General features: G+C 71.7%; 19 protein-coding genes and 2 pseudogenes. 12 read left to right on the plus strand and 9 right to left on the minus strand.

The features are described 5' to 3' along the window. Positions 1-41: 41 nt before the first annotated feature. Positions 42-806, minus strand: a complete 765-nt coding sequence (locus tag ACZ3TI_RS30850; protein ID WP_465731979.1) for a glycoside hydrolase family 12 protein — start codon at positions 804-806, stop codon at positions 42-44. Positions 807-1,710: 904 nt separating this feature from the next. Here ACZ3TI_RS30850 and ACZ3TI_RS30855 point away from each other — a divergent pair. The 4 genes and pseudogenes from ACZ3TI_RS30855 to ACZ3TI_RS30870 form a co-directional block, all read left to right on the plus strand. Next, positions 1,711-4,434 (plus strand): beta-L-arabinofuranosidase domain-containing protein, encoded by a 2,724-nt coding sequence (locus tag ACZ3TI_RS30855; protein ID WP_465731981.1) that lies wholly within the window; start codon positions 1,711-1,713, stop codon positions 4,432-4,434. A 383-nt stretch (positions 4,435-4,817) separates the two neighbouring features. Next, positions 4,818-5,090, plus strand: coding sequence for a hypothetical protein (locus ACZ3TI_RS30860; protein WP_465731983.1), 273 nt, complete (start codon positions 4,818-4,820; stop codon positions 5,088-5,090). Between the two features lie 361 nt (positions 5,091-5,451). Next, on the plus strand, positions 5,452-6,792 hold the full coding sequence (locus ACZ3TI_RS30865) for an NADH-quinone oxidoreductase subunit D (RefSeq protein ID WP_465731985.1): 1,341 nt from the start codon (positions 5,452-5,454) through the stop codon (positions 6,790-6,792). Positions 6,793-6,960: 168 nt separating this feature from the next. Continuing rightward, a pseudogene (locus ACZ3TI_RS30870) lies at positions 6,961-7,143 on the plus strand (uS14 family ribosomal protein); the annotation flags it as partial. Between the two features lie 62 nt (positions 7,144-7,205). Here the strand turns inward: ACZ3TI_RS30870 and ACZ3TI_RS30875 are convergent. Together ACZ3TI_RS30875 and ACZ3TI_RS30880 are read right to left on the minus strand one after the other, a co-directional pair. After that, positions 7,206-7,739 carry a flavodoxin family protein gene (locus ACZ3TI_RS30875; protein WP_465731987.1) on the minus strand — a complete coding sequence of 178 codons (534 nt, stop codon included), beginning with the start codon at positions 7,737-7,739 and terminating at the stop codon, positions 7,206-7,208. Positions 7,740-7,847: 108 nt separating this feature from the next. Then, complete coding sequence (locus ACZ3TI_RS30880) at positions 7,848-7,970, minus strand: hypothetical protein (RefSeq protein WP_465731989.1); 123 nt, start codon at positions 7,968-7,970, stop codon at positions 7,848-7,850. A gap of 281 nt (positions 7,971-8,251) precedes the next feature. Between ACZ3TI_RS30880 and ACZ3TI_RS30885 the strand changes: the two genes are divergently transcribed. From ACZ3TI_RS30885 to ACZ3TI_RS30895, 3 genes are all read left to right on the plus strand, one after another. Then, positions 8,252-8,929 (plus strand): response regulator, encoded by a 678-nt coding sequence (locus tag ACZ3TI_RS30885; protein WP_465731991.1) that lies wholly within the window; start codon positions 8,252-8,254, stop codon positions 8,927-8,929. A 118-nt stretch (positions 8,930-9,047) separates the two neighbouring features. Further along, entirely contained in the window at positions 9,048-9,344 is a 297-nt protein-coding gene (locus ACZ3TI_RS30890; protein WP_465731993.1) for an SHOCT domain-containing protein, read from the plus strand. Between the two features lie 31 nt (positions 9,345-9,375). After that, positions 9,376-10,356 carry an Acg family FMN-binding oxidoreductase gene (locus ACZ3TI_RS30895; protein WP_465731995.1) on the plus strand — a complete coding sequence of 327 codons (981 nt, stop codon included), beginning with the start codon at positions 9,376-9,378 and terminating at the stop codon, positions 10,354-10,356. Between the two features lie 3 nt (positions 10,357-10,359). Here ACZ3TI_RS30895 and ACZ3TI_RS30900 read toward each other — a convergent pair whose 3' ends face one another. Beyond that, positions 10,360-12,090, minus strand: coding sequence for a sensor histidine kinase (locus ACZ3TI_RS30900; protein ID WP_465731997.1), 1,731 nt, complete (start codon positions 12,088-12,090; stop codon positions 10,360-10,362). A 68-nt stretch (positions 12,091-12,158) separates the two neighbouring features. Here ACZ3TI_RS30900 and ACZ3TI_RS30905 point away from each other — a divergent pair. Further along, a pseudogene (locus tag ACZ3TI_RS30905) lies at positions 12,159-12,320 on the plus strand (zinc-binding dehydrogenase); the annotation flags it as partial. Between the two features lie 64 nt (positions 12,321-12,384). Here ACZ3TI_RS30905 and ACZ3TI_RS30910 read toward each other — a convergent pair. Genes ACZ3TI_RS30910 through ACZ3TI_RS30925 form a run of 4 tightly spaced genes read right to left on the minus strand, consistent with a single transcriptional unit; the run spans position 12,385 to position 14,102 of the window. Further along, complete coding sequence (locus ACZ3TI_RS30910; protein ID WP_465731999.1) at positions 12,385-12,510, minus strand: hypothetical protein; 126 nt, start codon at positions 12,508-12,510, stop codon at positions 12,385-12,387. Continuing rightward, on the minus strand, positions 12,507-12,929 hold the full coding sequence (locus tag ACZ3TI_RS30915) for an arsenate reductase ArsC (protein WP_465732001.1): 423 nt from the start codon (positions 12,927-12,929) through the stop codon (positions 12,507-12,509). Before ACZ3TI_RS30915 ends, ACZ3TI_RS30910 begins: the two co-directional genes overlap by 4 nt. Before the next feature lie 40 nt (positions 12,930-12,969). Then, the gene (locus ACZ3TI_RS30920) at positions 12,970-13,719 is read right to left on the minus strand and encodes an aquaporin (RefSeq protein ID WP_465732003.1); all 750 of its coding nucleotides are present in this window, start codon (positions 13,717-13,719) and stop codon (positions 12,970-12,972) included. Beyond that, on the minus strand, positions 13,716-14,102 hold the full coding sequence (locus tag ACZ3TI_RS30925) for an ArsR/SmtB family transcription factor (protein WP_465732005.1): 387 nt from the start codon (positions 14,100-14,102) through the stop codon (positions 13,716-13,718). Before ACZ3TI_RS30925 ends, ACZ3TI_RS30920 begins: the two co-directional genes overlap by 4 nt. Before the next feature lie 88 nt (positions 14,103-14,190). Between ACZ3TI_RS30925 and ACZ3TI_RS30930 the strand changes: the two genes are divergently transcribed. From ACZ3TI_RS30930 to ACZ3TI_RS30945, 4 genes are all read left to right on the plus strand, one after another. Further along, positions 14,191-14,682, plus strand: a complete 492-nt coding sequence (locus tag ACZ3TI_RS30930; RefSeq protein WP_465732007.1) for an ArsI/CadI family heavy metal resistance metalloenzyme — start codon at positions 14,191-14,193, stop codon at positions 14,680-14,682. Between the two features lie 231 nt (positions 14,683-14,913). Next, complete coding sequence (locus tag ACZ3TI_RS30935; protein ID WP_465732009.1) at positions 14,914-15,195, plus strand: polyprenyl synthetase; 282 nt, start codon at positions 14,914-14,916, stop codon at positions 15,193-15,195. Further along, positions 15,188-16,240, plus strand: coding sequence for a polyprenyl synthetase family protein (locus ACZ3TI_RS30940; RefSeq protein WP_465732011.1), 1,053 nt, complete (start codon positions 15,188-15,190; stop codon positions 16,238-16,240). The genes ACZ3TI_RS30935 and ACZ3TI_RS30940 overlap by 8 nt, the downstream gene beginning before the upstream one ends. Before the next feature lie 97 nt (positions 16,241-16,337). Beyond that, positions 16,338-17,501 (plus strand): oxygenase MpaB family protein, encoded by a 1,164-nt coding sequence (locus ACZ3TI_RS30945; RefSeq protein WP_465732013.1) that lies wholly within the window; start codon positions 16,338-16,340, stop codon positions 17,499-17,501. Between the two features lie 66 nt (positions 17,502-17,567). On the opposite strand, the gene ACZ3TI_RS30950 is transcribed toward ACZ3TI_RS30945, so the two are convergent. Then, entirely contained in the window at positions 17,568-18,632 is a 1,065-nt protein-coding gene (locus ACZ3TI_RS30950; protein ID WP_465732015.1) for a PP2C family protein-serine/threonine phosphatase, read from the minus strand. Positions 18,633-18,898 lie beyond the last annotated feature (266 nt).

An 18,898-nucleotide genomic window follows, 5' to 3' on the forward strand; every position in this document is an offset into this window, starting at 1 on the left:
CTGCGCGGACGGAGTGCACCGCCGTGTCGCGCGTCCTGCGGCTAGATGCTTGATCCGCCGCCGGAGGTGTTGTTCCACCAGGCGCTGTAGGCGTTCAGCGAGTACCGCTTCTGCACGCCGCTGGTCGAGGTGATCTCGATGCCGAACTGCATCGTGTCGAAGTCGGTGTTGCGCAGAAGGTTCTGCGACGCGGCCCATCGCCAGACCGCCGAGGCGTCGATGCTGCCGGTGTTGGTCTGCTGGGCGGGGATGAGCTGCAGGACGTTCCAGCCGGGATCGGCCTGCCAGACCGACGTGTACAGGATGCCGCCGATGGTCACGTCGGACGCGATCCGCCGTCCCCAGCCGCCTGCCGTCCCGGACCAGCTGGTGAAGACCATGATCTCGTCCTGGTTGCCGGTCGACCAGAAGTCGCTCGTCCAGTTCCACCAGTCACTGCCGGAGACGGGAGCTGACGACGTGTTGTACCAGAAGCCCGCCGAGTTCAACTGCGACAGCGGCGTCTGGGGTCGGACCGAGGTGTTCGGGTAGGACTTGATCCCGCCGCCGGAGTGGTTGGCGTCGACGTACCAGGACTTGACGCTGTCGACGGTCAGGCACTGCGGGCCGTGGTTTTGACCCCAGACGTCGTTGTAGATCGTCCAGCTGCCCTGGGTGTACCGACCCCACTGGTCGCAGGTGGAGTACACCTGGGCCTGCGCCGGAGACGCGAAGCTCAGGAACCCGGCGATCACGGCGACGATCAGGGCCAGCCGACCGAACCCGGCCGACTTGCTGCTGACGGATTCAAGGGTGTGCCATCTCATGTGTCCCTCCAAGAACGGCGATGGTTGTTCCGGACTCCCCGGTCTGGTGGCGGGAGCTGGCGCAGAGAGGTGTCGCTCGCCGACGAATCCGGGTTCGGGACGGCGCGGCTCAGCCCCGTCCGGGGTGGCGCCGCTCAAAAACTGCGGGAACGGCGCTCGGCCCCTTGCTCGCTAGCACCGGGCTCGCCAGACGCAGGTGCGAAGGGGCGAAGCGCTCGCGTCTGTGGACAGTAATAGTGACCGGTCCTCCTGCACAGCAAGGCTCTGTGCAGGAGGACACACTTCTTTCACCTGCCGACTGTCGAATCGCCCTCGAAGGACTGTCGAATCGATTTCGACTACAACGGCCGCGCTCGCCACCTGGCGCGGGCGGTGATCGTCACCGGCTCATCCGTGTGCGTCGGCAACCGCTGTACCTCCGGCGCGACACGGGTGCCCCGGTCGGCGGGGGCGCAGGACGGTCGGGCCGCGGCGAATCTTCATGACGGTCAGTAGGGAGAAGGGGGAGCAGGAAGTCGGCGGGGTCGACTTCCTGCTCCGGCGGCCCGGTTGGTCAGACGTGGTGGTCGAATCGCCGTGGCGCACAGCTGCTGGTACTCGGCGAGCCCGCCGGGCCGTCGAGAGTATTGACACACTAATTGTGAGCGTTAACACTCTTGCAGCAGGCCGGGCACCGCGCCAGGCCGCTGGGCGGCGACGCACGCCTATGCGAAGGACTGTGGCTCCACCGTCGGCAGCCAATCCGACGGAAGGACCGGCGCCTGGAGGTCCACCGGCTCACGTCGAACTCGGCAAGCTGTAGCGCCGCCCCTGCGGTAGCGGTTGGAGCCGCACAGGCCTTGTGCGCGGACCCCTTCCGCGCTGTACTCCCCGTTTTCTTCTCTTACGCACGATGGAGTTCGCCATGCCGGCTCACCCCTTCAGCCGCCGTGCCATGTTCAAGGCGACCGGCGTCGCAGCCGTGGCCGCAGCCGCCGGCCCTGTCCTCAGCCCCGTCTCCGCCGCGGCGGAGACGCCCCCGGTCAGGTCCGACGTCGGAGTGTCGACGGTCCCGTTCGAACTGGGTCAGGTCCGGCTCACCAGCAGCCGATGGCTCGACAACCAGAACCGCACCCTGGCCTATCTCCGCTTCATCGATGTCGACCGCCTGCTGTACAACTTCCGCGCCAACCACCGGCTTTCAACCAACACCGCTGCCGCGAACGGTGGTTGGGACGACCCGGGGTTCCCCTTCCGTAGCCACGTGCAGGGCCACTTCCTCTCGGCGTGGGCGCAGGCCACCGCCGCACTCGGGGACACCACCTGCCGCGACAAGGCCAACCAGATGGTGACTGAACTCGCCAAGTGCCAGGCCAACAACGCTGCCGCGGGCTTCTCCGCCGGCTACCTGTCGGGCTTCCCCGAGGCCGACTTCGCCAACCTCGAAGCGGGCAAGCTGAGCAACGGCAACGTCCCGTACTACTGCGTCCACAAGACCATGGCCGGTCTGCTCGACGTGTGGCGCCTCATGGGTAACACCCAGGCCCGCGACGTGCTCCTCGCGCTCGCCGGCTGGGTCGACCGCCGCACCGCCGCGCTCAGCTACAGCACAATGCAGTCGATGCTGGGCACCGAGTTCGGCGGTATGAACGAGGTGCTGGCCGATCTCTACCAACAGACCGGTGACACACGCTGGCTGACCACCGCTCAGAGGTTCGACCACGCCAAGGTCTTCGACCCGCTCGCCGCGAACCTGGATCAGCTCAACGGTTTGCATGCCAACACGCAGGTGCCCAAGTGGATCGGAGCCGTCCGCGAGTACAAGGCCACCGGGACGACCCGCTACCGCGACATCGCCGCCAACGCCTGGGCGATCACCACCGGCTCGCACACCTACGCCATCGGCGGCAACAGCCAGGCGGAGCACTTCCGGGCCGCGAACGCCATCTCCGGCTACCTCACCGACGACACCTGCGAGCTCTGCAACTCCTACAACATGCTCAAGCTGACCCGAGAGCTGTGGCAGCTGAGCCCGGACCGGGCCTCGTACTTCGACTTCTACGAGAAGGCGCTGCTCAACCACGTCATCGGCGCCCAGAACCCGGCCGACCCGCACGGCCACATCACGTACTTCAGCTCCCTCAACCCGGGCGGCCGCCGGGGCAAGGGCCCGGCCTGGGGCGGCGGCACCTGGAGCACCGACTACGGCACATTCTGGTGCTGCCAGGGAACGGGGGTCGAGTCCAACACTAAGCTGATGGACTCCATCTACTTCCACGACGGCACCACCCTCACGGTGAACCTGTTCCTCCCGTCCATCCTGGACTGGACCCAGCGGGGCATCACGGTCACCCAGACCACCGCGTTCCCGGCCGAGGACACCACGACGCTCAAGGTCACCGGCAGTGTCGGCGGGACGTGGTCCATGCGCGTCCGCATCCCCGGGTGGACCTCGGGCGCCGTCGTCAGCGTCAACGGCGTCGCGCAGAGCGTCGCGGCCACCCCGGGCACGTACGCCACCCTCACCCGGTCCTGGGTCTCCGGCGACACCGTCACCGTCAAGCTCCCCATGAGGGTGGCCCTCCAAGCCGCCAACGACAGCCCCGGTGTCGCGGCGATCACGTACGGCCCCACCGTCCTGGCCGGCAACTACGGCAGCACCGCGCTGTCCGCCCTCCCGGCCCTGGACGCCGCCACGATCACCCGGACCAGCAGCACCGCCCTCGCCTTCACGGCCACCGCCGACGGAGCGAAGGTCGACCTCGGCCCGTTCCACGACGCCCAGGGCTTCAACTACACCGTCTACTGGCGGACCGACAGTGCGAGTTTCCGTCTGGTCAACGCGGCCAGCGGACTCGTCCTCGGCATCCAGAACATGTCCACCGCCGACGGCGGCCTCGCCCTGCAGTGGCCCGACACCGGCACCGCCGACCACAACTGGGCCCTCGTCGTCGACGGCACCGCACTGCGGCTGCGCAACGTCAACAGCGGCAAGGTCCTCGGCGTGCAGGACATGTCCACCGCCGACAACGCCCCGATCCTCCAGTGGGCCGACACGGGCACCGCCGACCACCGGTGGACCGTCGTCGATGCCGGCAACGGCTACCACAAGGTCCAGAACGTCCACACCGGCAAGCTGCTCGGCATCGCCGGCGGCTCCACCGCCCAAGGCGCCGCAGCCGTACAGCTGCCCGACAGCGGTGCCACCGCCGGCCAGTGGCAGTTCGCCCCCGTCGGCGCCAGGCGGATCCAGAACGTCGCCAGCGGGCGGGTCCTCGGAGTGAAGGACATGTCCACCGCCGACGGCGGCCTCGCCATCCAGTGGGACGACAACGGCACCGCCGACCACCTCTGGACGGCCGCCCTCGACACCGGCGGCTACCTGCGCCTGCGCAACTCCAACAGCGGCAAGGTCCTCGCCGTGGAGAACGGTGGCACGGCCAACGGCACCCGGATCGTCCAGTGGGCCGACAACGGCGCCGCCGACCACCGGTGGCGCCTGCGCCACGCCGATGGCGACACCTTCAGGATCCAGTGCGCCAACAGCGGCCGCGTCCTCGGTGTCTCCGGTGCCTCCACCGCCTTGGGCGCGCAGGCCGTGCTCTGGGATGACAACGGCACCAGCGACCACCTGTGGCGGTTCATCTGATCCGGCGTCGGGTCCCGCGGTCGCCGCAGGGCAGCGCACGAGCGGCATCGCCGCCGGTCGGCGGACGGCCGCTGCCGGGCTCTCGCTGGTCATCACGCCCGGGCAGCGCGCCGACCGCACCGAGTTCGAGCCGGTCATGGACGGGATCCACATGCCGAGGCTGACCGGTGGCAGGCCGGGCGCGGGCCCGGGCTCCGGCCCACCAGGGCCTGGCGCCGGTGTCGGGTTGGGCGGCACCGGACCGTTCGGAGGTGTACGCATCTGCTCGTAGGGCGGGCCCACAGTGGCAGGTCGGCTCGGCCACGCCCCCGCAGCCGACGACACGGCGGGCCGTGCGGCATGGCGGCTGGCGCTGAGGCACCGGTCACGCGAGCATCGAGGCCATGACGGAACCCGAGCCTGCACCGGTGAGCCATGACGCCCATTACCTGGGTGAGACAGCCCGCCTCTATGGCTGGCGGGTCATGCGCGAGCAGGACGGGGCGATGCGGTTCTCACTGCTCGACTGGACGCTGCGGGTGGAATTCTCCCCGGACGGTCGGTTCTCGTCCGCCAGAGCGAGCGGTCCCGGCAGCGCGGACACCCAGCTTGACCTACGGACGGTGCTCGACGCGCTCGAAGAGTACGGCAGCCCTGCACTGCCCAAGGAGTCCTGAATCACCGGCCCTCGGCCGACACCGACCCCCGGTGAAGGACGAGGAGCGGGGACGCCATCGACACGCGGGCGCACACGGGACTCCCGGCGTGGCGCGTGCCGATCACGAAGACGATCCGCCCGGCCCGGAACCTCCTGACCGTTCCGCGATATGGCCGTGGCTGGTGCGCTGGTCCGGCCGGGTGTTCAGGGTGGATGTGCGCGATCCTGGAGTAGAGCAGCCCATGCCGCCACGGCGTGCCCGTGCGGCCGGCGCGAGGGCCGGCCGACTGAGGCGGTCTGCGGCCCGTGGTGCCCCGATCCCGCGCTGCGACACGGGCGCACAAGCGCGACCGGCGACCCGAGCGGAGGTCATACGGCTGATGAGCGGCATCGAGCACGAGCCAGCAGGAGCGCGGGACACGACCGAGGGCCGCGTATACACCGTCACGGGCGGTGACTGGGACGAGGTCGCCGCCGCCGCGCAGCGACAGGAACGGGTGGACGACGAGCGGATCATCGTCAACATGGGTCCGCAGCACCCCTCCACGCACGGTGTGCTGCGCCTGATCCTGGAGATCGACGGCGAGACGGTGAAGGAGGCCCGCTGCGGCATCGGCTACCTCCACACCGGCATCGAGAAGAACATGGAGTTCCGCAACTGGGTCCAGGGCACCACCTTCGTCACCCGCATGGACTACCTGACGCCGCTGTTCAACGAGACCGCCTACTGCCTGGCGGTGGAGAAGCTGCTCGGCATCACGGACGACGTCCCGGACCGGGCGAGCGTGATCCGGGTGATGATGATGGAGCTGAACCGGATCTCCTCGCACCTGGTGGCGCTGGCAGCCGGCGGGATGGAGATCGGTTCCACCACCCTGATGGTCTACGGCTTCCGGGACCGCGAGGTCGTCCTCGACATCTTCGAGCTCGTGACGGGGCTGCGCATGAACCACGGCTACGTCCGGCCGGGCGGCCTGGCGCAGGACCTGCCCCCGGGGGCGCCGGACCAGATCCGCGAGGGTGTGAAGCTGCTGCGCTCACGGATGCACGAGTACGACAAGCTGGCGACCAAGAACCCGGCCTTCAGGGCCCGGCTGGTCGACGTCGGTTTCCTGGACCTGGCCGGCTGTCTGGCCCTGGGCGCCACCGGGCCGATCCTGCGGGCCACCGGGCTGCCGCACGACCTGCGCAAGACCGACCCGTACTGCGGTTACGAGGACTACGAGTTCGAGGTCGCGATCGCCGACAGCGCCGACTCGTACGGCCGCTTCCTGATCCGCCTGGAGGAGATGAAGCAGTCGCTGCGAATCGTCGAGCAGTGCCTGGAGCGGCTGCGCCCGGGCCCGGTCATGGTGGCGGACAAGAAGATCGCCTGGCCGGCCCAACTGGCCGTCGGCCCGGATGGGTTGGGCAATTCGCTCGACCACATCCGCAAGATCATGGGCGAGTCCATGGAGGCGCTGATCCACCACTTCAAGCTGGTGACGGAGGGCTTCCGCGTCCCGCCGGGGCAAGCCTATGCGGCGGTCGAGTCCGCGAGGGGCGAGCTGGGCGTGCACGTCGTCTCCGACGGTGGCACGCGGCCGTACCGGGTGCACTTCCGCGACCCGAGCTTCACCAACCTGCAGACCATGGCCGCGATGTGCGAGGGCGGGCAGGTCGCGGACGTCATCGTCGCGGTGGCGAGCATCGATCCGGTGATGGGAGGCGTGGACCGGTGAGAGCCGTCACACCACGGACGCGCTGTCAGGCGAGTCGGAGCAGGCGCGCTCCGCAAGTCGACACCCGGCCTGGAAGTCCGTGATCCGTGGCCGATGGGCAGTGTGGACCCCGAGGGAAATGAAATCCATTTTCATCTAGGTTAAGGTGAGGTTGCCGTCCGGGACGCCGTGCCCGGGGCGGCCTCTGGCCACGAGCAGCGGCGCGTGATCGTCGCGCGGTATGCCGAGCGCCGGGCCGAACTCAAGCGGACCATCGCGCACCCTGATACCGGGCCCGCCGAGCGCGCCGCCGCGCAGGCCGAACTCGCCCGCCAGCCGCGCGATGCCAGCGCCACCCGGATCCGCAACCGTGGCGCGACGTCCACCGTCGCGATGGTGCCGCTGGGGCGGGACCGGTCGGCCCGGGTCGGCGGTCAGACCAGCTTGGCGCCCCAGGCGCGGGCGCGGTCGAGTTCGCCGGCGCGCAGCGGCCCGTCGTTCTGCTCCACGATGAAGCCCTCGGGTTCGGCGACGACGTCGTAGTGGTGGCCGGACAGCCGGTGGGCGATGCCGTTGGCGGCGCCGCCGGCCCGGGGCATGTCGACGCGGGTGTCGAACGCGGCGGCGTGGGTACCGGATTCGGTCTCCGGAAGGTCGCGGAACCAGGCCCGCAGGCCCGGGCCCTCGGCGGTCTCCCGTGCTTCGGCGGCGGCCTTCTCGTGGCCTTCCTTGTGCTTCTCGGCCGTGGCCGCCATCCGGCGGCTGAGCCCGGAGGACATGCCGTGCATGTGGGTCGGTCCGCCGACCACCAGCAGGTCCGCGGAGCGGGTGAACTTGGCGTCGGCCTCTGCCACCGGGAGGCAGTCCACGGCTGCCCCGGGGTCGGCCTGGTGGACGCCTTCGGCGATCGCCTCGGCGATCTCGCGGGTGTTGCCGTACATGCTCTCGTACACGATCACCGTGTGCATGGTCTCCACCTTTCGTCACCTTCAGCCTCGCCCCTGAACCCGGAGGAGGAGATGGGCCGTTCGGACCGGATCGGACAGCCGGACGGTCCCGTCAGCTGTGCGGGACGATCACGACCGCGCAGTCGACGTGGTGGATCGCGGCGTGGACCGCCGGTGGTCGCCGATGGCCAGGGTCAGGGCGACGGCCGCGAGCAGCACGGTGATCAGGGGATCCCGGAGCTGGTCGGCCACCCGGGCCCCCACCGGCACCCGATGGTCGGACTCCGTCGCCGGGTCGCACGCTCGTCCGCGACTGCATGAGCCGCCCTGGTATTGCCGTCACCCCCCGGCACCACTTACACGTCGTAGACGGCGACGGCCGCCCCCGTACGCGATGATCTCCATGGGTGGGACGGTGATCCACGACGCCCGGTGCCCGGCCGTCGTGGTGCCGCACCGCCGACGCGGTGCGCCGGGCCGCGCGGACGAGCAGAATCGGTGGTGTCACGCCCGCGCACCCGTCGGAGCCGGCCATGGACTCCCCCCAGCCCGTTCGCGTCTTCCTGCTGGACGACCACGAGGTCGTCCGCCGGGGCGTTCGCGACCTCCTGGAGGCCGAGGAGGACATCGAGGTCGTCGGCGAGGCCTGTACCTGCGCTCAGGCCCTCGCCCGGGTGCCCGCGCTGCGCCCGGACGTCGCCGTGCTCGACGTACGGCTGCCGGACGGTGACGGCGTGACCGTGTGCCGGGAGCTGCGGGACCGGATGCCAGGCCTGGTCTGTCTGATGCTGACCTCCTTCGACGACGACGACGCCCTGCTCGACGCGATCATGGCCGGAGCGGCCGGCTACGTCCTCAAGCAGGTCAAGGGCGCCGACCTGGTCAGCGCTGTCCGCACGGTGGCCTCCGGCCAGTCCATGCTCGACCCGGCCACCACGCACAAGCTGATGGAGAGCCTGCGCCACCACGAGAAGAACGAGACCGACGCGGCCCTCGCCGGACTCACCCCACGCGAGCGGGAGATCCTCGTCCTGGTCGGGGAAGGCAAGACGAACCGGCAGATCGGTCAGGAGCTCTACCTCGCCGAGAAGACCGTGAAGAACCACGTCTCGCGGCTGCTCGCCAAACTGGGCGTCGAGCGCCGCCTCCAGGCAGCCGTCCTCGCCGCCCACGCCGAGCCCGAGCAGCGGCACCACCAGCGCCCGCATTGAGCCGCGGCCCCGGGGTCCTTCCGGGCCCGGAGGTAGTGCCGAACGGCCCAAGCGGCACGCCGTTCCCCCGTCGCACGGTGGAGGTGTTCGACCTCTCGCCACGGCTGAGGAGACGGCGATGATGGACTGGAACGACGGCGGCATGAACGGCTGGGGCATCGGCCTGATGACCGTGAGCATGCTGCTCGTCTGGGCGCTCGTGATCTTCGCCGTGGTCGCCCTGGCCCGGCACCTGGGCGGACGGACGCCCCCGTACCGTCCGGCAGCGCCCCTGCCGCCTGTGGCACCGCCACATCGGCCCACCTCGGAACAGCTGCTCGCCGAACGCCTGGCGCGCGGCGAGATCGGCCCCGACGAGTACCGCACCCGTCTGGACACCCTGCGAGGCGGCGGCGATCCGCCCGCCTCCGGCTGACTCGGACCGACGACGCCCCTTGGAGGCGGTCATGACCACCCTCGCGCTCGACGCCGCCGCGCTGGAGGAGCTCGTCTCCGCAGCGGTCGCGGCACCCTCGATCCACAACAGCCAGCCCTGGCGCTTCCGGCTCCAGCCGGACACCTCGACCCTGGAAGTCCGGGCCGACCGCAGCCGGGCCGTGCCGGCCGCCGACCCGCGGGGCCGTGCGCTGCACATCTCGGTCGGCGCGGCCGTGCTCAACCTGAGGATCGCGGCCCGCCACCTCGGCTGGGCCCCCGACGTGCGGCTGCTGCCGGACCCCGCCGACCCGGACCTGTTCGCCGCCATCCGCCTCGACACCCCGGCCACCGTGCCGGCGCCGGGCACCGAGAAGCTCTACGAGGCGATCCGGCGCCGCCACTCCAGCCGCACGCCGTTCACCGGCGAGCCCGTCCCGCCGGCCGTCCTCGACGAACTGGCCACCGCCGCACGCGCTGAGGACGCCCTGCTCCACCTGCCCGACCGCGTGGAAACCGACCGCCTCCTGCACCTCACCGCCGAGGCCGAACGCCGCAACACCACCGACGAGGCCCAGCGCACCGAGATCCGCAGCTGGATCCGCACCGGCGACGCGCCGCCCTACGGCATCCCGGTCGACGCGCTCGGCCCCCAGGACCTCTCCGGCCACCTGCCGATGCGCGACTTCACCGCCATCCACGCCGCCGAGCACCGGGCCCCCGCCCACTTCGAAGCGGAGCCCCGCATCGCCGTCCTCGCCACCGAGCACGACACCCCCGGGGACTGGCTGCGCGCCGGCCTCGCCCTGGAACACGTCCTGCTCGCCGCCACCGTCCACGGCGTCCGCGCCTCCCTGCTGCACCAGGCCATGGAGTGGCCCTACCTGCGCTGGGAAGCCCGCGACCCGCACCGGGGGCCGGGCTACGTCCAGATGCTGATCCGTCTCGGCTACGGCCCCGAGGGAGCCCCGACGCCCCGCCTGGCACCCGGCGACGTGCTGGACCGGCCTTGATGCCTATCCGTCGGGCAGGGGAACGCGCCACATCAGTTCGCTGCCGCCCTCCTGGCGGGCACGGGCGGTGAAGGTGCCGCCGAATCCGGCGGCGCGGTCGGCCAGGTTGGCGAGCCCGCTGCGGCGGCCGCCCTCGGGGAGGCCGATACCGTCGTCGGTGACCGTCAGGGTCAGCTCCGTACCGGCGATCAACGAGATCTCGACGGTGCCGGCCCCGGCATGGCGGGCAGCGTTGGACAGTGCCTCCTCCAGAACGGCGACGACCGCCTCCGCGATCTCTCGGGGCACGGTGACGTCGAGCAGGCCGCTCATCCGCAGGGCCGGGGCGAAACCGAGGGAGCGGGCCGCACGATCGACCACTTCGACGACGCGGGCGCGCAAACCGGCGGTCGCCGGGCCCCGCTCGCGCAGGCGCAGGCCGAAGATGGTGGCGCGGATGGTCTTCGCGGTCTCGTCCAGGTCGTCGATCGCCCGCAGGACGCGGTCGGTGGCCTCGGGGTGGTCGATGAAGCGGGTGGCGCCCTGGAGGGTCATGCCGGTGGCAAAGAGCCGCTGGATGGCCAGGTCGTGCAGGTCGCGAGCGATCCGGTCGCGTTCCCGCAGCAGGGCGACCTGCTCGGAGTCCCGGCGGCGCTCCGCCAGTTCCATCGCCACCGCCGCCTGGCCGGCGAAGCCGAACAGCGGTCCGGACTCGTCCTCCTCGAACAGCGGTGAGCCGGCCGCGCGGGCCAGCAGGAGCACGCCTCGGATCCCGCGCTCGGCGGTGCCGACGGGCACAGCGAGCGCCGGGCCGAGTCCCTTCCAGCGGGGCGGTCCGGCGGTGATCCGCGGGTCCTTCCGGATGTCAGGGCTCACCACGAGACCGCCGGTGCGCAAGGCCGCGCCCATGAAGGAGCCCTCGACCGGTAGCACCAGGCCGCAGTGCTCCTCCGCCCCCAGCCCGACCGCGATGCGGACCTCCAGTTCGCCGGTGTCCGCCAGTGGCACGGCGACGACGGCGAGGTCCGCGCCCGCGATCTCGGCCGCCCTGGCGAGCAGCAGGTCCAGCACCTCCTGCTCCGCGCTGCCCGACAGCAGGCTGCTGGTGATCTCGGCGCTCGCCTCCAGCCAGCGCTGCCGCTGCCGGGCCCGGTCGTAGAGGCGGGCGTTGTCGATGGCGACCCCGGCGGCGACCGCGAGGGTCGCGAGCACTGCCTCGTCCTCGGCGTCGAAGTCGCCACCGCCCCGTTTTTCGGTCAGGTAGAGGTTGCCGAACACCTTGTCCCGGATCCGGATCGGCACCCCCAGGAAGCTGCGCATCGGCGGGTGGTCGGCCGGGAACCCGTACGAGGCCGGGTGGTCGGAGATCCGGCTGAGCCGCAGGGGTTCGGGGTGGCGGATCAGTTCGCCGAGGATGCCGTGCCCGGACGGTAGGTGGCCGATCAGCTTGACCTGGTCGTCCGTGACCCCCACCGGGATGAACTGCGACAGCCGCTGGTCCTCGCCGATCACCCCGAGCGCGCCGTACTCGGCGTCGACGAGGGTGACCGCCGCCTCCACGATGTGCTGCAGGGCCTGGGTCAGCTCCAGGTCGCGCCCGACCGCCAGCACCGCCTCCAGCAGGCTGTGCACCCGGTCCCGCGTACCACGGGCGGCGTCCAACCGGGCCTGGAGTTCCTCCAGGAGTTCGTCCAGCCGCAGCTTCGGCACGGGGGCGGCCTTCTCCGCCGCGCTGGTCTCCGGCGCACTGCCCAAGGGGTCCTCCCTGGCTTGCCCCCGATGCCCACCGACCAGCGTAGGCACGCCCGCCGCGGCACGTCAGCGTCCGGGACCTCACCCGGGACGGGCTCGGCGTCGACGTCGCGATCGAGGCCGTCGGCGTCCCCGAATCCTTCGAACTCTGCACCCGCCTGGTACGCCCCGGCGGCCGGGTGGCCAACGTCGGCGTGCACGGCAAGCCCGCGGTGCTCCACCTGGAGGACCTTTCGTCCAACGCCGCGACCAACTCGGCCTGCCTGTGGGGCCGGCACCGGTGGTCCTCCCGGTCAACTACGCCTGGCCGCCGCCCGCGTCAGCACCTCCGGCGGCGCCGCGGTCGATCCCGGGCTGGTAGATCGCCGGCACCTGCTCGGCGTGCTCGGGGAGCATCGTGGTGACGGCCGCTGTGGCGGTCACGCGACCGGCTCGAGGCCGAGGTCGGCGAGCAGGCCGCGGATGCGCTGCTCGATCTGGTCGCGGATCGGGCGCACGGCGGCGAGGCCCTGGCCGGCCGGGTCGTCCAGCTGCCAGTCCAGGTACTGCTTGCCGGGGAAGTACGGGCAGGCGTCGCCGCAGCCCATCGTGATCACCACGTCGGACGCCTGCACCGCCTCGACGGTCAGCACCTTCGGCACCTCGGCGGAGATGTCGATGCCGACCTCGTCCAGCGCCTCGACCACGGCCCGGTTCACGGCGCTGGCCGGGGCGGAGCCGGCCGAGCGGACCTCGACCCGGTCGCCGCCGAGGCGGGTGAGGAAGGCGGCGGCCATCTGCGAGCGGCCGGCGTTGTGGACGCAGACGAACAGCACGGACGGGACGGCGGTGGGAGTGCTCACGAGCGGGTTCTTCCTTCGGGCGGGATCGGCGGGGCGGTCTTCAGCAGTCGGCGGTGGCCGGGTGGTGCTCGCCGTGCGGGACCACGGCGTCCTCGGCAGTGGCCGCGGCGGGGCGGCCGAACAGCACGGCGACCAGGGCGACGCCGACCACCAGGCCGACGAGCTGGGCGGCGATGAAGGGCAGCACCGAGCCGGGCGCGATGCCGGCGAAGGTGTCCGTGAACATGCGCCCGATCGTGACGGCGGGGTTGGCGAAGCTGGTGCTGGAGGTGAACCAGTACGCGGCGCCGATGTAGGAGGCGACCGCGACCGGGGCGACGTGAGCGCGGCCGGCGCGGTCCAGGCCGAGGACCAGCAGGACGAGCCCGGCGGTGGCGACGACCTCGCCCAGCCACAGGTGCGGCGCCGAGCGGTCATGTGTCGACCAGCCGACGAGCGGCTCGGCGAACATCGCGTCCGCCAGCACCGCCCCGCCGATCGCGCCGACGATCTGGGCCGGGACGTAGGCGGCGACCTCACGCAGGTTCGGGCCCTCGCCGTCGCGGCGGCCGGCCCACCAGGCGGCCAGGGTGACCACCGGGTTGAAGTGCGCACCAGAGACCGGGCCCAGCAATAGGATCAGCACGCCGAGGCCGAACACGGTCGCGAGGGAGTTGGCGAGCAGCTGCACGCCGACGTCCTGGGAGAGCTTGGTGGCCTGGATGCCGGAGCCGACTACGACGGCGACCAGCACGCCGGTCCCGACGAACTCCACCGCCGTGCGGCGGCCCAGCGGCGCCACCGCGGTCATCTCGCGGCCTCCGCGGCCCGGGCGCCGGCCGGGGTCTGCAGCAGGGCGGAGAGCTTGGCCAGGGCGGGCGGCAGCACCCAGTAGTAGACCCAGGTGCCGCGGCGCTCGGAGCCGACCAGGCCGGCCTCGCGCAGCACCTTCAGGTGATGGGAGATGGTCGGTTGGGAGACGTCGAAGGGGCCGGTCAGGTCGCAGACGCATGCCTCGCCGCCCTCGTGCGAGGCGATCAGGGACAGCAGCCGCAGTCGGACCGGGTCCGACAGGGCCTTGAACATCTTCGCCAGGTCGGCGGCGGCTTCCTCGCCGAGGGGCTCGCGGACCATCGGCGAGCAGCACGCCGTCGGGTCGTCCTGGCCGAGCACCGGCAGTTCAAGATTCGACATAGGTCTATGTTGACAGCCATCTATTTGAAGGCGCAAGCTCGCTGTATCGACAGGCATCAAAACAGGACCTCGGATCAGGGAGACCGCCATGTCCCGTGTTCAGCTCGCCCTGCGCGTCGCCGACCTCGAAGGCTCCGTCGCCTTCTACTCCAAGCTCTTCGGCGCCGAGCCGGCCAAGCGCCGCCCCGGCTACGTGAACTTCGCCATCACCGAGCCCCCGCTGAAGCTCGTCCTCATCGAGGGTGAGCCGGGCGAGGACACCCGCCTGGACCACCTCGGCGTCGAGGTCGAGACCACCGAACAAGTCACCGCCGCCACCGTCCGCCTCAAGGACGCCGGCCTGGCCACCTTCGAGGAGAGCGACACCTCCTGCTGCTACGCCCTCCAGGACAAGACCTGGGTGCACGGCCCGGGCAAGGAGCCCTGGGAGGTCTACGTCGTCAAGGCCGACGCCGACGCTCTCGACAAGGACACCACCGCGCCGCACGCCTGCTGCGGCACCACCGCCTGCTGCACCCCCGACGAGCAGGCCCTCGACCCTGCCCAGAGCCCGGCCGAGGCGAAGGCGGTCGCCGGCTGAGCACTGGTTCACCGCGTCCTGCGCAGGACGCCCGCACCCGACACGGGGCCGCCTGCTGGTGGGCGACACCGGCCGCCGGCCGGCCCACCGGGGACGCACCGCAAACCCGTTCGCATACTCACTCGAAGGTGTATTCCGGTCAGGACTCACGTGATTCCGCGGCTACTTTTGACGTGGCGGCTTCGCAGTCCGGTGGCAGCCGCAATCGCCCGACGTCGCAAGGGGATCGGTATGACCTCGACTCCGGAGAGCCCGGGTCCGGACCAGCAGGTGCTGCTGCTCGTCGCCGGTCTCGCGGACCTGGCGGTGAGTGCCGTCGGTTCGGCCGTCGGGGCCGCGCGGCAGTTGCTGCGGCGGTCCGACGGGCCCGAACTCGCGCGGGACGCGCACCACGACCTCATGGCCCGCGGCCGCATCGCGCTGGACCGCGTCCCCTCCGCCCCGCCGGCGCACCTGGAGGTGCTGGCCCGGCACGCGTCGGCCCGACGGGAAGCGTCGGCCGGCGATGTCTGACCAGTGGGACCCGGCCGGGTTCAAGGAACGTGTCGATGACCTGCTGGACGACTACCTGACGGACGAGGGTGAACGGCTCCTCGCGATCGACGAGGCCCTGGAGCCGGTCGCCGAGCAGCTGCGGGCAGCGGCACGGCACGGCAAGCGCCTCAGGGCGGCCTTCTGCTACTGGGGGTGGCGTGCGGGCGGCCAGTCCGACAACGACGCCCTGCTGCGCGCGGCCGCCTCGATGGAGCTCGTCCACGCCGCGGCGACCGTGCACGACGACATCATCGACGACAGTCCGCTGCGCCACGGGCTGCCCACCGCCCACGTCTCCCTGCGGACCGCGCTCGACGGGCGGCCGGGAGTGCGCGGCGCCGCCCGCTCGCTGGCCATGCTGGTGGGGGACCACCTGATGGCGCTGGCGGGGCAACTCTTCGCCGAGAGCGGCCTTCCCGCCGCCTACCTGGCCAGGGCCCGCCCGCTGTGGGCGGACCTTGCGCGGGACCTGATCGCCGGTGAGTGCCTGGAGATCCTGGCCACCGGAACCCGGCCGGACCCGGACGTGTCCCTCAAGGTCGTCCGCTACAAGACGGCCAAGTACACCGTCGAGCAACCCCTGCTCATCGGTGCCCTGCTCGCGGGCGCCTCGCCGGACCTGCGCGACGCCCTGTCCGCCTACGGTCTGCCGCTCGGCGAGGCGTTCCAGCTGCGCGACGACCTGCTCGGCCTGTTCGGCGAGCCCGAGCACACCGGCAAGGCCGGTCTGGACGACATCCGCACCCACCGGCCCACCGCGCTGCTGGCCATGACCTGGCGGTCCGCCGTCCCCGCGCAGCGTGAGCGTCTGGCCGGTCTGCTGGGGCGCCGCGACCTCGGCGATCAGCACCTGCGGGACGTGCGCGAGCTGATGGTCGCGCTGAAGGCCCCGGAGCGGGTGGAGGACATGATCGCCGCCCGGACCCGGGACGCCGTCGGACAGCTGGGCGGGCTCGACATTCCCCGGCAGGCACGCCGGGCCCTGACCGAGCTCGCGCACTCGGCCACGTACCGCCGCCACTGAGCCGCTCCGCACCACAGTCACCCACCGCCGCCACTGACCCGCTCCGCACGACAGTCACCGCGCGGCACCGTGCTACCGGTCGGGAAGGACCGCTGACATGAAGTACACCGAAGCCTCCATGAACGTCCTGCGCGGGTCCGGCGACGAACTCGCCGATGCCGTGGTGGCGACGCTGTTCGAACGGGGGGAGGTCGGGAAGTTCAACACCCTGATGCGCTACGTCTCGACCGTCGGATCTCCGCTGCCGGACGGGCTGCCGGACGTCGCCCGCGAGTACCTCCACACCACCGGTACGCCGCCCTCCTGGGTCGACTGGGGCGAGATGGAGAAGGCCCGGCTCTTCTTCATCGACAACAACGTGCACATCAACACCGCGCTCTCGTTCGCCTCCATGCCCGCCTGCTACGTCGTGCCGCACGTCGCCAGGCTGCTGTCCGCCACGCACGGCCTGAACTACCCGTCCAAGCGGATGGCGGAGACGGGCCAGTTCACCGTCTACCTGATGCAGCCCGACGCCTTCGAGGCCGGCAGCCGCTTCATCCCCGCCGCGCAGAAGGTGCGCCTCCTGCACGCCTCCATCCGCCACCACCTCCTGCGCGAGAACCGCTGGGACGTCGAGGCCCTGGGGACGCCGATCTGCCAGGAGGACATGATCGGCGGGCAGATGTTCTTCTCCATGCTCGTCCTGGACAGCCTGCACCGGCTCGGCATCCACATGTCCACCGAAGGCGCCGAGGCCTACTACTACGCCTGGCGCGTCGTCGGCGCCATGCTCGGGGTCGACCAGGACGCCGTGCCAACCACCCTGGACGATGCCAGGCAGTTCCTCGACCTCTACATGCTCCGCCACATGGGCCCGTCGGAGGAGGGCGCCCATCTGACCCGGCAACTCATCGACCTCTACGAGGAGGTCGTCCCCGGCACCTTCTTCGACCCCATCGTCTCCGCCCTCATCCGCTACCTCGTCGGCGACACCTGCGCCGACTGGCTCGACGTCCCCCGCACCACCTGGGACACCGTGGTCAAGACCGTGCCCCTGCTGCTCGGGGTGCTGGAGACCATCGAGGACCACTCACCGCTGGGCGCCTGGGCCCTGGACCGCCTCGGCCACCTCACCACCGTCTTCGAACTGTCCTCCCTCACCCGGGGCCGCATCATGCACTACGCCATCCCGGAGCACCTGAAGAAGGACTTCGGCGTCAGCGCCACCGTTTCCCCCACCCGTCGCTGGACCCCTCCGGCCCCCACCGTCGCGACCTGACGACGCCCTCCGGTCGGGCAGGACCCGGGGCAGGAGGGCCAGGCGGGCAGCGGGGCCCGCGCCCGGTCACGACTCCCAGCGGATCGCGAGCAGCGCCGCGTCGTCCGTCAGGCCGGCGGCGCCGACCCAGGCCCCCACGTCCGCCATCACGGCGTCCAGCAGGTCGGCGGGGCTCCCCGCGGGCAGCCCCGGCAGCCGCTCCTCCAACGGGTAGAACACGCCCCCGGCGCCCCGGGCCTCGGTCACTCCGTCGGTGTGCAGGAGCAGCAGGTCCCCCGGCCGGGCCTCGAACCGGTCCATCGGGTATCCGCCACCGGTCAGCGCCAGCAGCCCGAGCGGAGCCGCGGCCGCCGACGGCGCCAGTGCGTCCACCCGGTCGGCCCGGCGCAGCAGTGGGGGCGGATGGCCGCAGTTCACCAGCGTGACCGGCTCCCGCCCGGGCGGTACCGACAGCAGGAGCGCGGTGGCGAAACGCCCCTCGCCCGGGCGGGCGGCCAGCGCGTCGTCCAGCCGCTCGGCCAGCCGCCCGAGGTCAGCCTCCGTGCGGGCCGCCTCACGGAACACCCCCAGCACGTCCGCTGCCGTCTCGACAGCCGGCAGGCCGTGCCCCTGCACGTCTCCCAGCAGGATCCGCACGCCGTACCCGGTCTCCTCCACGGCGTAGAGGTCCCCGCCGATCCGCGCCTCGGCGGCTGCGGCGACGTAGCGCACGGAGATCCGCAGCGGACCGATCCGCTCCGGCGGCGGGCGCAGCAGGGCGCGCTGCGCCGCCTCTGCCACCGTGCGGACCTGGAAGAGCTCCCGCTCCCGGGCCGCCACCAGCACCACGTTGGCGGCGCTGGCCAGGGTCGCGGCCAGTACGGTGATCAGCGCGGTGAGGTGCACCTCGGTCGGCAGCTCGGTGTTGGTGGTCTCCAGCAAGCCGACGGCCACGACGGCCAGACCGCCGGCGGCCAGCGGTACCCGGGCGCTGCGGGTGGTCGCCCCGGCCAGCACCGGCGCCACCGCCAGCACGGGCGACAGCGTCGTCCCGGGCCCGGTCACCAGGTCGGCCAGCACGGCGGCGACCAGCAGCAGGAACGCGCAGAACAGCAGCAGCCGGGTGCGCCGCGGCAGGTTCAGCGGCGGCATCCCATCCGGTCTGTCGGCACGCACGTGTCCTCCGGGCTGGGAATGGGCCCCACCATCCACTCTCTCCGGGCTCCCGGCGGGCGGCACCTCGGGCCGGTTGCCCCACGGGCCGGCCCGGGGACCGGCCGCGCAGACCGGCCGACCACGCTGGGTCGCGAGACCCGGGCGGCCGGCATGATGCCGTCGATCGGGACCGGTATGAAGTCGGTGAGACCCGCACTGCTTGCTCGGGGGCCTCACCCGGCCCGCGCCAGGAGAAGCGGACG

The sequence above is a fragment of the Kitasatospora sp. NPDC023120 genome (assembly GCF_055560835.1).